This window comes from Exiguobacterium sp. s11, assembly GCF_018619015.1.
GTDB lineage: Bacteria > Bacillota > Bacilli > Exiguobacteriales > Exiguobacteriaceae > Exiguobacterium_A > Exiguobacterium_A indicum.
In genome coordinates, this window is the sequence record NZ_JACSNF010000003.1 from 1 (window position 1) to 13,759 (window position 13,759).

Genomic DNA, 13,759 nt, shown 5'->3' on the forward strand with positions numbered 1-13,759 from the left:
GCGCTCGACTTGCATGTATTAGGCACGCCGCCAGCGTTCGTCCTGAGCCAGGATCAAACTCTCCATGAAGTGTTTGACTTGCTCGTTGTGTGACCGAAGTCACGATTGACGAAGCTTGCGCTTCATTCGTTTTTGTATTCCGTAGAATACGATTTTTGCCTCATCGTTCAGTTTTCAAAGTTCGTCTGCCGCCTTAGCGACTTTAATAGATTAACAGGTTGTTTTGATTATGTCAACCATGCTTTTTAAAAAACTTTTCAGCCCCAACGAACCGTTTATAAAAGGCGTCTCGCTGGAACATTTATTAATATAACAACAAAATTCGACAAATACAAGCATTATTTCAAAAAAACTTTGCAAAGAGTTTAAATCCCCTTCGCAAAGTCTTTACCTTCTTAACATGGCTCCTACTGTAAACGCAATATTCGCTGGGCGTTCTGCTAACCGTCTCATCAAATACGTATACCAGTCCACACCATGCGGAACGTAGATGACGATACGATAACCTTGTCGAACTAACTCTTGTTGTCGTTTCGGTCGCATGCCTTGAAGCATTTGAAATTCAAACCGTGATGGATCAATCTGTTTTATTTGAGTAAAGTCAATGATTTGCTGGATGATCTGTTCATCATGTGTCGCGATTTGCGTGTAGTTCCCATTTAACAAATTAACTTTTACTAATTGAAGGTATGTCTCATCTACTGTCTTCTTCGGTTGAATATAGATTTCATCGTCTCCGTCATACGCCCCTTTGACGACACGTATTGTTGCGTGAAGATACTCTAAATCAAAACGACTTCGATAGACGTTTGCTTGTAGCGCAATCCCGACGTTTGGATAGTGTTCATGTACGCGTTCGAAGACTCGGACGATCGACTCGACCATCATCGCTTCTTCCATATTGACTGTCACACGCATGTTTTGTTGATCTGCAACCTCTGCAATACGACTTAACTGTTGATAGGCGATATCCGGATCGATTCTTAATCCGATCGATGTCAGCTTTAAAGATACTTGTGCGTCTAGATCGTATGCTTTGACCTGTCCGATGACTTTGATGCATTCATTTGCGATGTCTACAGCGTCTTGTTCTGTCTCGACGAACTCACCTAAACAATCTACTGTTGCGGCTCGTCCATCTTGATTGAATTGTCTCACCGTGTCGAGTGTCTCTTCTGCGCCCTGCCCTCCAACGAATAATGTCCCACCAAGCGGTAATCCGACTTTTCTAGCTAATTGAATCAACAGTCTATTCTCAGCCAAGTATTCGAATACGGGTCCAGTAATCTGCTGTAACATCTGAATCACCCTCTCTCTTCTTTCTTACCCTCTCCCAATAAAAAAACGTCTTTCTTCTATATAGAAGAAAGACGCAGTTTGGATTAATGCAACCAGATAAAGTAACCGAGGAATCCGAGTGACAACACGTACATGATTGGGTGCACTTCTTTTGCTCGTCCTTTCGCGATCATCGTGACCGGATAGAAGAGGAAACCGAATGCAATCCCTGTTGCGATTGAATACGTCAACGGCATCATGATGACGGTCAAGAAAGCGGGAACCGCATACTCGAATTTTTTCCAATCGATTTGGAGCAGTGAAGCTGCCATCAACACACCAACGATGATCAATGCGGGTGCTGTGACCGGTGCGGTGATGATTGCGAGCAATGGTGAGAAGAATAAAGCGAGACCGAAGAATAAAGCTGTGACGATCGCCGTCATTCCTGAACGACCACCTGCTGCGACCCCTGCACTTGATTCGATGTAAGAAACCGTCGTCGACGTTCCAAGGATCGAACCTGCTACTGTTGCTGTTGAATCAGCGATCAATGCGCGACCAGCGCGTGGTACTTTATTTTCTTTGATCAGACCGGCTTGGTTTGCTACCGCAACCAGTGTACCTGCTGTATCAAAGAAATCAACGAAGAAGAAAGTTAAGATGACGATCATCATTTGAACCGTGAAGATTTCATCGAAGTGAAGGAATGCTTGTCCAAATGTCGGTGCGATGCTTGGTGGTGCTGAAATGACTTCACCAAGACTTGTTGGAATCGGAATCAAACCGAAGATCATTCCAGCGACTGCCGTTAGGATCATTCCGAAGAAGATCGCCCCTTTGACACCACGCGTCATTAGGACCGCAGATACGACAAGACCAAATACCGCGAGAAGCGTTGTTCCTTTACTTAAATCACCAAGCGAGACGAGTGTTGCTTCATTCGCAACGACGAGACCACCTGTTTTTAATCCGATGAACGCGATGAACAATCCGATACCTGCTGCAACTGCCATTTTCAATGGTTCTGGAATCGCATTGATGATCATCTCACGAATACCTGAAGCTGTTAATACCATGAAGACGAGACCTGAGACGAGAACGCCTGAAAGTGCGGTTTGCCATGGAATACCCATTCCGATGACGACGCTGTAGGCGAAGAAAGCATTTAGTCCCATTCCTGGTGCGAGCGCGATTGGATAGTTCGCCAGTAATCCCATCGTAACGGAACCGATGATCGCAACGAGTGCTGTGGCACCGAAGACTGCTCCTGCGTCCATTCCTGCTTCGGCTAATGTATTCGGGTTAACGAATAAGATATACGCCATCGCGAAGAATGTTGTCATGCCGGCGATGAACTCTGTACGCATGTTCGTACCAAGCCCATTGAAATCAAAGAAACGCGCAATCGCATTTTCTTTTGCTTTCGGTTGGTGTGGCTGTTTCAATTGTGTGCTCATGATTGCCTTCCTTCCAAATAAGCCGTCTCCTTGAAAACAAAAAACGGCCCTTACCTAAGCGGTAAAAGCCGTTTCAATAAGCGCACGATGCTGCGTGTGCGCCGTAGTAGGAACCTTTACGGTGTTCCTGTAGAGACTTCCAGGCCCTATCCCCAGAATTATACGGCATTATTTATGTTTTTTTAGTGGTATGAAAAATAAGAACAGACACATCGTAGCACGGTCAAATTCATGGGTCAACCATAAAAGCGAAATTTAACTACTTATTTTATCCGAACGTTCGGTTTTGAAAACGGTTTTTTGAAGGCTATTTCATGATTGTTAGAAATCAGCCCTATCACTGAGCGTATATACTCTTAAAGTAGTCGGATAATAGTCCCTCTCCTTTAAAACGATCCTCTAAAACATTCTGTACCTGTTGCAATTCATTTTCACGTGTTCCGTAAGCATTTGAGAACGATCCAAGATAAGAATACGCATAAATTGCTTCATTCGGACATAATTCATGAGCACGTCGTAACATGGATGCTCCTTTTTCTTCCCACTCGTTGTACTCTCCAAAATAATAAGGGGTCATCGAAACCATATAACCAAAACACCATAGAAAGTCCTCATGGTTCATAAAAGGACGTAAACCATCATGTGTAACTTCCTTTAGTAAAGATTCTAATTCCTCAATATCTATATTGTTCTCTGTAATTCCTAATGGTCCATGTTCAAAGGAGACGTACCAACAAAAAAAAGCCCAGTCGAATGACTGTTTTGAGATCTTCGGGATGTTGTCTCCAAGAATTCAAAAGATATCGTTTAGCTTCATTCCATTTTTCTAGTTTTTCTAATTGATCAACTTCAGTCCATGTCCAGTCTATCATGAGGCAGTATCCCTCTTTTCCATTAGATGATGTATTCCATAATACAGGAAGAGTCCACGCATCTCAGCAAACTAGAACTAAAGTACCTAAATTCGTCGGTTTAGTTAAAAAACGTCCAACGGTTTCATAATTTCGTTCACAAAAAGCCCCCTTCCATTCACAAATCATGCGAACAAAAGAGAGCTTTATTTTGAAATAAAGTGGTTGAAGGTGAAACAGACTTCCTTTCACCTATCCCCTTTAAATCGTTGATACCACAAGCTTCATGAGACGAATCGTCTCAGTAAGCCCAGTACTTATTCCCACTCAATCGTTGACGGTGGTTTCGACGTCACATCGTACAGGACGCGGTTAACGTTCTGGACTTCGTTGACGATTCGAACCGAGATTTTCTCTAACACGTCCCACGGAATACGTGCCCAGTCTGATGTCATTCCGTCAATAGACGTGACAGCGCGGATTCCGACCGCATAGTCGTATGTCCGCTCATCGCCCATGACACCAACCGAACGGATTGGAGGAAGGACTGTGAAGTATTGCCAGATTTCGCGCTCGAGTCCAGCTTTTTTAATTTCATCACGAAGAATGAAATCAGATTCGCGGACGATTTCGAGTTTCTCATCTGTGATTTCACCGAGGACACGAATTCCGAGACCTGGTCCTGGGAACGGCTGACGCCACACGATTTCATCGGAAAGACCAAGTTCTTTCCCGAGTTCACGGACTTCATCCTTGAACAACGTGTTGATCGGCTCGATCAATTCAAACTGCATGTCTTCCGGCAATCCACCGACGTTGTGGTGTGACTTGATCGTTTGTGCCGTATCCGTACCACTCTCGATGATATCCGTGTAGAGCGTACCTTGGGCAAGGAAGTCCATGTCCGTTAGTTTTGAAGCTTCTTCATCAAAGACGTAGACGAACTCGTTGCCGATGATTTTACGTTTCTGCTCTGGATCTGAGATACCACGGAGTTTGTCGAGGAAACGGTCCTGGGCATCAATCTTGATGACGTTCATGTGGAAGTGATCCGCGAATGTCTTCATGACGCTCTCCGCTTCACCCTTACGCAGTAAACCGTGATCGACGAACATACATGTCAATTGATCACCGATTGCTTTGTGAATCAAGGCTGCGACGACAGACGAGTCGACACCACCAGAAAGTGCACAGAGGACTTTTTTGTCGCCGACTTGTTCTTGAATCTTCGCTACTTCGATTTCGATGAAGTTCTCCATCGACCAATCGCCTGCACATTTACAGACTTCAAAGAGGAAGTTCTTGAGCAATTCTTTTCCGAAGACCGTATGGTTCACTTCCGGGTGATACTGCACACCGTACATTTTCAATTCTTCATTCTTGATCGAAGCGATCGGACATGACACGTTCGTTCCATCGACGACGAATCCGTTTGGCACAGATGTGACGAGGTCGCTGTGGCTCATCCAGACCGTTTGTTCAAGCGGTAGGTTCGCATACATCGGTGACGGGTCTTGTAACGTCAATGTGGCTTTTCCATATTCACGATGTCCCGCACGTTCTACTGTTCCACCGAAATGTTGTGACATGAGCTGCATGCCGTAACAGATCCCGAAGATTGGAATACCGAGGTCGAAGATTTCTGGGTCACACCGGTACGCATCCTCTGCGTAGACGCTACGTGGACCACCTGAGAAGATGATACCAGCAGGTGCGATTTCCTTTACTTCTGCTGCAGTGATTTTATGCGAATGCAATTCACTATAGACACCAAGGTCCCGAATACGACGTGTGATCAATTGATTGTACTGTCCTCCAAAATCGAGGACGAGAATCATTTCCTGGTCCAAATGTGCTTCCAAATCTGTTCCCGCCTTTCTGATTTCATGCGCACCCTATGAAAAAAGCCCACTCTTCGCCCATGGATAAAATGGAAAAAGAGCAGGCCGCTTCACAAAAAAATGTATACGAAGGGTCTGTTCCTTCATAGTCAGGTCGTTTAAGGTGACCCGGTAGAGACTCTCGCGCCATATTCGCGAGTATATACAAAGGAGATTGCATGTGTGTGATTTACGTTGTTCCCATTGTAACTGTATCGTTTCGTAAATATCAACCCTCTACATGACGAATGATATTTTCGAAATATTCACGTTTTTTCTCGGCAGATAATGATTCTCCACCATAGACCATCCGTTCGTAAGCATCCGTCAACGGTCGCATCGCGTACGTCTCGTAGTACCCATCGACTTCGTGAGCGAGTTCCGCAAGCGTCCGACCATCTTGATAATGGAATCCTTTTTTATCAAGACGTCGCAAGAGGTACCGGTACATCCGTCGGAATCCTTCTGGTCGCTCGATTTGTCTCCGGAAGAAGAGAATCGCGAGTGTTCGAATGATTGGTTTTCGGAACAGGTAAAGGAACAAGAGAGCGAGTGCCGTCATAAGGATTGGCCAAAACGGAATTGACTTCTGCTCCGTCTGTCCGGCGCTAGTCGTCTGTTCTTCGTCGAGAAGATTTTCCTGCGGACGATTTGGTGTCGTCGTCTCTGTATTATTTTCTGTTTCGCGTTGTGGATTTGTTTGCTCCGTCTCGTTGTTCGTTTCTCGGTCAATCGTATATTGACCTGCTCCGTCGAAGCTAACAGTCGGCTCAAGCGGTACCCAGCCTGGTCCTTCAATGTAGACTTCGACCCACGAGTGGGCATTTTTATTTCGTACCGTATAACTGGTCACGGCGGAGCCGATGACATCAGACTCGCCTCCCGTGAACCCTTTTACCCAGCGTGCGGGTAATCCAGCTGCCCGAAGCAACACAGCGGCGGACGTCGAGAAGTTATCACAGTATCCGAGCTTCGTTTCGAACAGAAATTGATCGACGTAATCTTGATTTTCTCCTGGTACGGCGACTTCCTCCGTATTATATTCGAAGTTTTCTTCTTCGAAATAGTTTTCAATCGCTCGCGCCTTGTCCCACGGTGTTTCTTCACCCTCAACGATTTGATTCGCTAAATCACGGACACGTTGTGGTAATCCATCTGGTAGCTGCAGGTACCGACGTGTGTCATCCGCTGATAAATCGAGCGGCTCATCTGTCTGTAACTGCTCTTCTGTGAAGAGTGGATAGGCATATTCGATTTGATAGTTGCGCTGCTGATTCGTATCGTCGAGATACGAGATTTTTTGATTCTCAGGATCAACCAGTACATTTTGTCGTTGCTGGTCGACCGTCAACCGAACATTATCACCATTGTACGGAACGAACGGCAGTTCACGTGCCATCTCAAACGTTGCCGTCTCATTTCTTGTCTTGACCTCTTTTCCGAAATGCGAGAAGAAACCACGCGCATCGATTTCCGGATTCGATTCCGACAGCACCCACCCCTTGCCGGTATAGATATCTTTCGTCTCGACTCGCCAGTAGCGGTTCCCTTCACTTTCGACTTGGAAAACTTCTCGATCGTCCATCTGAAACGGTCCACCGAGTTGCTCATCATTGTTACCGTAGCCGACCTTTTGAATCGCATTTGACGGCTCTCCTTCACCTTCAAGACCGGACGTCAAATCGTACCAACTGTCTTGCCATGTCGCATTGATGACAGGACTTTGGACAGCAGCGACGATGACAGCACCCATGATGAATAAAGCACTCAGCGGACGAACGTAAGAAGCGCGCGGTCGTTCGTTAACTTCCGTCGCATAGAGTAATAATAAAGATAGAATGATCGGATAGAGAATGAACGTCTCTCCCGAATAATCCGTCCACGTATCGCAATAGGCGATAAATCCGATGACACCGAAGGCAAGACCAAACACAAATCCGCGATTCGGGAATGTCCGCCGTGCTAAATAAGCGATCAAGAAACTGATCAGTCCGATCGAAAGTGCAAAGGCTGGTCGTCCCGGTAACTCACCATTGATGACACTTTGAACATCTGAGCTGATTTCCGTAAAGATGCCCCATGGTGCTGCTCCCGGCGTCAAAATCAAATAAAACGATAGGAGTAGTCCACCGAGACTTCCGAGTAAAAAGTAACGCCGCGATAGATGCGACAACAGCAACGGCAGAAACAGCATCGGTAAGAAGGACCAAAGATGTTCAAACGTCGTCAGTTCGAGAAGTGGTGGCATGAAACACGTCAGGACGGATGCCGCGATGGCGTTCCAAATCAAGCGTCGCATCATCGCACTCCCCTCCGTTCTGGTGTATAGACATGAACGGTGGCTTCTTGATTAATCTTCGAAATCCATAGTTCATTGTTCGATTCAAGATCCGGTGTGATGAAAAGGACGTTCCCGCTCAATCGAAGTGCCTTAGACGAGTACTCCCATGACTCGATGAACGTCCGTGTCCGACTCGGCTGCGCCGTCATCAGGTAATGCGTCAGTTTCGCACCCTCGAGTGGTAACGATAACGATTGAACAGCATGTCCGACGAGGTGAATGCGGTAGCTCAGCCGTCTTTTATTTAGCTGATCCGTCGCTTCTGCCAGCATCGAGATGACGCGTTCGAAAGCTTCACCCGCTTCCGTCCCCTCATCAAAGACGATCGTCGTCTCCCGTTCCTGCTCTCGTTCAAACGTTTTCGTCATTAAACCTTGGCGTTTTGCCGTCGCTTTCCAGTCAATCTGATTCATCCGGTCACCACTGACGTATTCTCGGACACCAACGACAGTAAAGGACGACTGACGAAGATCAAGCGACACAGGGGAGATTCCCCCATCGCCGCGATCCTCCTCATGCGGAAGTTGAACGGCAAGGCGTGACGGTTCAATCGCAAGATACGTCTCGACCGGAAACATCCGTTTCCGCTTGAACAGACCAAACGGATCCGTAATTTCAACGATACAGCCAGGAATCTGGTAGACTCCTCGACGAATCGATGGAATCGTGTAGTCGATTTGCTCTGTCTTCCGGTAGTGGGCACGGAGCGGACGGCTGATATCGAGTTTTTCTTCGCTGAGTTCGTTTGGAATCGCCTCCGTCACCTCGACGGCTCCGACCAAAAACGGAAAACGCCGGCGAACCCGTAAGGAAACCGGGATATCTGTTCCGGCAACGAGCATCTTATTCGAGACTTCGCGCGTCGCCAGTGCCTGCGTGACGGGCCAAACGAGGAAGAGCGTCCAGTAGACAGTCAGACCGGCCATGACATAAAACAGCAAGGAAGCGACATTTCCGCCATCGACGCGCGCATATGTCCATAAGGCAACCGTCGTCAAAAGGAGTACAGCGTAACGCCAACCAATTTGCCACTTCGTCATAGGGACTCCACGTCTTGTTGGATAGGTACAGCAACCTCTTTTTTGATTTGTTCTAAAATCCGTTCTGACGATTGACCGTGATAACGCGCGTCCGCTGTCAAAATCAAGCGGTGTGACAGGACCGGAATCAAGAGATGTTTGACATCATCCGGTAAGACGAAACTGCGTCCTTCCATGTATGCCCACGCTTGCGCGACTTTCATCAAAGCAATCGAAGAACGGGGACTCGCGCCGAGATAAAGTGAACCGTTCGTCCGGGTCGCTTGGACGAGATGGACGATATATTTTTTGACGGGCTGTGAGACATGGACGTTCTTGACTTCTTCTTTCATCTGGAGCAATTGCTCGCGACCAATCACCGCTTCGAGCGTTTCAATTGGTTCATCCCGTTCGAAACGTGTCAGTAGCTTCATTTCCTGGTGGAAATCAGGATAACCCATTTTGACTTTGACGAGAAAACGGTCGAGTTGTGCTTCTGGTAACGGATACGTTCCTTCGTGTTCGATCGGGTTTTGTGTCGCCATGACGAAAAAGGGATTCGGAAGCGTATGAATCTCACCATCGACGGTGACGTTCGCTTCCGCCATTCCCTCGAGTAAGGCAGATTGAGTTTTTGGTGATGTTCGGTTGATCTCATCGGCTAAGACGATGTTTCCCATTAAAGGACCCGGTCTATATTCGAATTGGCTAGTTTTCTGATTATACATCGATACACCCGTCAAATCTGACGGAAGTAGGTCTGGCGTGAACTGAACACGTTTGAAGGTCAACCCGATCGATCGGCTGAACGCACGAACGAGCATCGTCTTCCCGACTCCCGGTACGTCTTCTAATAGGACGTGACCGCCCGCTAGTAATGCTGCCAATGATTGTGTGATGACATCTTCCTTACCAATGATGACTTTCTCTACGTTGTCGATAATCGCTTGAATCTCCTTAGTGTATGTTCGCATTGTCAGGCCCCTTGCTCTCGTAGTAGTTGAATTTTCTGACTTTTTATATCATCTCATATTCCGCTACGCTTTTAAAGAAATACGAGCAGTTTCTAGCACATGAAAAAGGGGGAACGCCGTAGCGTTTCCCCCTTATTTGTTTCAGGAACGAACACATGCCGTGATCCGTTCTTGAACCGTGCAGTTGCACGTAAAACACGAATACATCCGTGTCAATGGACAACGTTCGTCAAGTCCGGTGATCCTCTTCTTTCAGAAGCGACATGCGATCGTTCCCTCTACATTGGTAATCATTCATGTGCATCACCATCCTTTCATATATTGAATATTACCGAATATGTTATAAACGAAACGTCGAATTTTAATTATTTTTTTCGATACCGCGCATAGGTCGTCGCGAGTGCGACCGCAAGGACCAGCCCTTTGATGATATTCAACGAATAGTATGGAACAGACAGCATGACGAGACCATTTTCAAGAATCCCGACAAGACAAGCGCCAACGAGTGTGCCAAGCGCATTCGGCTTCCCTTGTCCTGCGAACGACGAGCCGATGAATGCGGCTGCGACCGCTGGCATCAGATAACCGGAACCGGCATTGATTTGTGACGATCCGACTTGTGACGCAAGCAAAATCCCACCGACCGCCGCAAGTAACCCAGCAATCAGATACGCGAGTGCCCGGTAGCGGTTGACACGAATTCCTGTCAGTCGTGCGGCTTCCGGATTCCCGCCGATGATATAGAGAAAACGACCGTGTCGCGTATGGCTTAAGAAGACGTGTGTCACAGCGACGACGACGAGCATGATGACGATGATCCAAGGTGCCTGGCTGATTTTCGCGAATGCCTCCGGAATCGTGCCGACTGTTGGTGTACCGTCCAAGCGCGGCATTCCGGCACTGATTGAACCACCACCGGTATACGTCATCGCGACACCTTCGACGATGAACATCGTCGCAAGCGTCGCAAACAAATCCGGAATCTTAAACCTGACGATGAGTAAGATGTTCACCAGAGCAACGCTAAGAGATAAGAGAAGTGCTAAACCAATTGAGACACCGAGCGGTAGACTGTACCAAACGAAGAACGAGACGACGAAAGAACTCGCAAGCGTCGCGGTCGACCCGACCGATAAATCAAATCCATTGACCGTCAAAGAAACGGTCAAGCCGATTGCGATAATCGTCACGATGGAGATACTTCGTAAAATATTAATCAAATTCGTCCCTTGTAGGAATGTTGGAGCCGTCGTCGCAAAAAACAGGACGAGGGCAAGGATCGCGAGGACGATCCCCCAGTCGTTCAAGAATCCGAGGACAGGACGTAAACCCTTCCCTCGGTTCGTTTGTTTTGATACTACCTCATTCATCGTTGCCCTCCTCCTGTCGCATACCACAACAAGGTTTCTTCTGATGTGTCCGCCGTCTTCGTTTCATGGACGATCCGTCCATCGAACATGACGTAGATTCGGTCCGTGACGGTCAAAAGTTCATCCCATTCACTCGTCGCGTAAAGGATCCCTTTTTGTTGTTGCGCGAGTCCGTCAATCAGACGATAGATATCTTGTTTGGCTCCGACGTCGACACCTTTTGTCGGTTCGTCCAAGACGAGTACAGAAACATCGGTCAGTAACCATTTTCCGATGGCGACTTTTTGTTGATTCCCACCGGATAGTTGACCTACTTCCTGTTTCACGTCTGTCACTTTAATGCCCAGCTCCTTGACCCATTGCGATGCCTGATCTGCTTCTTTGCGACGATCCATCAGCCCCCAGCGGTTGACGAAATCATGAGCTGCCGCTGCTGTTAGGTTTTCTGCGACAGAATCGGCAACAAGAATTCCTTCTTTTCGTCGTTCTTCTGGAACGAGACCGATTCCCGCTTGAATCGCAGCTTGTGGATTGCGAAGGCGATGGGCTTTTCCACCTATCCGAACTTCCCCTTCCTGAAACGGGCGATCACCGAACAATGCTTTGCATAATTCCGTTTTACCGGCACCGACAAGACCCGCGATACCAACGACTTCACCTGCTTGAACCGTCAAGGAGATATTGTGGACGTCCCCATTCGTAGCACTCTCGACCGTCAGTACGTTCGTCGCGTTTACCCGTGACGTTTTCGCGACAGACGTAAGCCGACGCCCGAGCATTTGCTCAACGACAGCTTCCTTCGTGATGTCTGTCAAAAGATGTCGTGAGATGAGTTGACCGTCGCGCATGACCGAGATGGAGTCGCAAATCTCATATAGTTCCTGTAAACGATGCGAGATGAAGATAATCCCAAGCCCTCGTTCGGCTAAACGACGCACGACTGAAAAGAGATGGCTTGTTTCCGCCTGACTGAGCGGTGCCGTTGGTTCATCAAAAATCAAAAAACGGCGTTCTTGGACGAGGGCGCGGGCAATCAATACGAGTTGCTTTTCAGCAAGCCGCAACTCCTCGACACGTGTCTTAATGGAAATATCCGCCTGTAATGTCGCTAACGCTTCCTTGGCACGCTGTATGTAACGGCGTTGGGATACGAAGCCAGTCATCGTTCCGTCCGTCAACAGATCGAGACAGATATTCTCAGCGACCGTCAAATACGGGACAAGCGCCACATCGACCTCTTGTTGGACGAGGTCGATTCCAATCTGTTTCGCATCACGTGGTGATGTGATGGACAACTCCTTCCCGTCGAGACGAATCGTTCCTTCGTCCGCCGTTTCCGCTCCGGATAAGACTTTCATCAACGTCGACTTACCGGCACCATTCGCACCGACAAGCGCGTGGATTTCACCGGATTTCACTTCAAACGAGACTTGTTTTAAGGCTTGCACTCCCGGAAACGCCAGTGAAATCCCGGTCATCTTCAAGTGATGATTGGTAGACGTCATTGTTTCTTATGGACGTCACGCAACCGGTCCATCCACGGTTCATTGAATTTGTCCGATGTACTCCATCCTTTGATGATCGTATCGAGATTGTACATCGTCGTATCCTGCTTCAACGCCTTCTGCTCCACGAGTTTCGCGTCGAGATCAAAGCTATCCGGTGTCTTCTCGCCAGCGATTTTCTTAGCCAGTAATCGCATGTCCGTTTGTCCAATCAAGAATGGATCCACCGCACTCGTCGAGACCCAGTTACTGCCTTTTTCACGCATCAGGTTGATATCCTGATTCGAGACATCGATCGAGATCAGCGGGATTTCTTGACGTTTATTATCCTTGAGCGATTTGTAAGCCCCTTTTGCAACTTCGTCCCATGCACCCCAAACCGCATCAATGCTTCCTTTCGGATATTTCGCGAGAATCGCATTCATCTTCGTTGCGATATCCCCTTGGACATCTTGGAAGTTTGTCGGTCCAACCGTCTCAAGCGTTTTGATCTTACCGTCTGCTTCGTACGTCTTGTAGATTTCCTGACGACGATCGAGTGGAGCAAAACCTGGTCCGAACCAGAGTTTGATGACACGGACCGGCTTTTTGTCCGTCACCTTCGTCACTTCATCGAGCGATAGCTTCGCGAGTTGATGATCGTTTTGGAACGTTTCCGTCACACCTTTTAACGTCGTTCCTTTTTTCTTCGTGACCGTATCGAACGTTACGACCTTCAGTCCTTTGTCGACCGCTGGTTTGATCATGTCATAGGCGTAGTCTTCCTTACCGTGCGAGATGATGAGCCCATCATAATCTTGCTGAATCGCTTGCGCGACCAGCTCCTTGAACTTGACGTCGTTACCTTCCGAAATGAACGTGCTGACCTTAAAGCCAAGCGCTTCGCCTTCACTTCGTGCGCCATCAAGGAATTGTTTCGTATGGTCGTCCGATGCTAGGTTGCGGATGACGGCGATCTTGACGTCCGATTGAACCCCTTTTGGTACATCCTTGACGACCTTCGTCGTCGTGGCTTCTCCATTCGCACAAGCCGTTAGTAACAGTGCCGGTGCTAGGACGGCGTAAGCTAGTTTTTTCATGA

General features: G+C 47.7%; 10 protein-coding genes, 1 rRNA gene and 2 riboswitches. All 11 genes read right to left on the bottom strand.

Annotated elements, in window-relative coordinates; genetic code table 11:
* Positions 1-69 (bottom strand): 16S ribosomal RNA (locus KNQ12_RS11015); the annotation flags it as partial.
* A gap of 318 nt (positions 70-387) precedes the next feature.
* Positions 388-1,299: a proline dehydrogenase family protein gene (locus KNQ12_RS11020; RefSeq protein ID WP_214748619.1), complete on the bottom strand. Its 912-nt coding sequence runs from the start codon at positions 1,297-1,299 to the stop codon at positions 388-390.
* Between the two features lie 83 nt (positions 1,300-1,382).
* A complete protein-coding gene (locus KNQ12_RS11025) occupies positions 1,383-2,687 on the bottom strand; it encodes an NCS2 family permease (protein ID WP_035398981.1) in 1,305 nt (434 codons plus the stop codon).
* A gap of 135 nt (positions 2,688-2,822) precedes the next feature.
* A riboswitch (purine riboswitch) is annotated at positions 2,823-2,924 on the bottom strand.
* Positions 2,925-3,075: 151 nt separating this feature from the next.
* Complete coding sequence (locus tag KNQ12_RS17030) at positions 3,076-3,315, bottom strand: hypothetical protein (RefSeq protein WP_145981741.1); 240 nt, start codon at positions 3,313-3,315, stop codon at positions 3,076-3,078.
* A 591-nt stretch (positions 3,316-3,906) separates the two neighbouring features.
* Positions 3,907-5,427 (bottom strand): glutamine-hydrolyzing GMP synthase, encoded by a 1,521-nt coding sequence (gene guaA / locus KNQ12_RS11035; RefSeq protein ID WP_051353615.1) that lies wholly within the window; start codon positions 5,425-5,427, stop codon positions 3,907-3,909.
* Positions 5,428-5,556: 129 nt separating this feature from the next.
* A riboswitch (purine riboswitch) is annotated at positions 5,557-5,658 on the bottom strand.
* A 40-nt stretch (positions 5,659-5,698) separates the two neighbouring features.
* Entirely contained in the window at positions 5,699-7,771 is a 2,073-nt protein-coding gene (locus KNQ12_RS11040) for a transglutaminase TgpA family protein (RefSeq protein ID WP_214748607.1), read from the bottom strand.
* Complete coding sequence (locus KNQ12_RS11045) at positions 7,768-8,850, bottom strand: DUF58 domain-containing protein (RefSeq protein WP_058265594.1); 1,083 nt, start codon at positions 8,848-8,850, stop codon at positions 7,768-7,770. Before KNQ12_RS11045 ends, KNQ12_RS11040 begins: the two co-directional genes overlap by 4 nt.
* Positions 8,847-9,803: an AAA family ATPase gene (locus KNQ12_RS11050; RefSeq protein ID WP_023467045.1), complete on the bottom strand. Its 957-nt coding sequence runs from the start codon at positions 9,801-9,803 to the stop codon at positions 8,847-8,849. The genes KNQ12_RS11045 and KNQ12_RS11050 overlap by 4 nt, the downstream gene beginning before the upstream one ends.
* 365 nt (positions 9,804-10,168) lie before the next feature.
* Positions 10,169-11,173, bottom strand: a complete 1,005-nt coding sequence (locus KNQ12_RS11055; protein ID WP_214748604.1) for an ABC transporter permease — start codon at positions 11,171-11,173, stop codon at positions 10,169-10,171.
* Positions 11,170-12,678 carry a sugar ABC transporter ATP-binding protein gene (locus KNQ12_RS11060; RefSeq protein ID WP_058265593.1) on the bottom strand — a complete coding sequence of 503 codons (1,509 nt, stop codon included), beginning with the start codon at positions 12,676-12,678 and terminating at the stop codon, positions 11,170-11,172. The genes KNQ12_RS11055 and KNQ12_RS11060 overlap by 4 nt, the downstream gene beginning before the upstream one ends.
* Positions 12,675-13,757 (bottom strand): sugar ABC transporter substrate-binding protein, encoded by a 1,083-nt coding sequence (locus tag KNQ12_RS11065; protein ID WP_214748600.1) that lies wholly within the window; start codon positions 13,755-13,757, stop codon positions 12,675-12,677. The genes KNQ12_RS11060 and KNQ12_RS11065 overlap by 4 nt, the downstream gene beginning before the upstream one ends.
* Positions 13,758-13,759 lie beyond the last annotated feature (2 nt).

Excerpts from the sequence above, each read along its gene's own strand:
- KNQ12_RS11060 (WP_058265593.1), bottom strand. The coding sequence starts at position 12,678 with ATGACGTCTACCAATCATCACTTGAAGATGACCGGGATTTCACTGGCG.
- guaA (WP_051353615.1), bottom strand. The coding sequence starts at position 5,427 with ATGATTCTCGTCCTCGATTTTGGAGGACAGTACAATCAATTGATCACA.
- KNQ12_RS11050 (WP_023467045.1), bottom strand. The coding sequence starts at position 9,803 with ATGCGAACATACACTAAGGAGATTCAAGCGATTATCGACAACGTAGAG.
- KNQ12_RS11065 (WP_214748600.1), bottom strand. The coding sequence starts at position 13,757 with ATGAAAAAACTAGCTTACGCCGTCCTAGCACCGGCACTGTTACTAACG.
- KNQ12_RS11055 (WP_214748604.1), bottom strand. The coding sequence starts at position 11,173 with ATGAATGAGGTAGTATCAAAACAAACGAACCGAGGGAAGGGTTTACGT.
- KNQ12_RS11020 (WP_214748619.1), bottom strand. The coding sequence starts at position 1,299 with ATGTTACAGCAGATTACTGGACCCGTATTCGAATACTTGGCTGAGAAT.
- KNQ12_RS11045 (WP_058265594.1), bottom strand. The coding sequence starts at position 8,850 with ATGACGAAGTGGCAAATTGGTTGGCGTTACGCTGTACTCCTTTTGACG.
- KNQ12_RS17030 (WP_145981741.1), bottom strand. The coding sequence starts at position 3,315 with ATGACCCCTTATTATTTTGGAGAGTACAACGAGTGGGAAGAAAAAGGA.
- KNQ12_RS11040 (WP_214748607.1), bottom strand. The coding sequence starts at position 7,771 with ATGATGCGACGCTTGATTTGGAACGCCATCGCGGCATCCGTCCTGACG.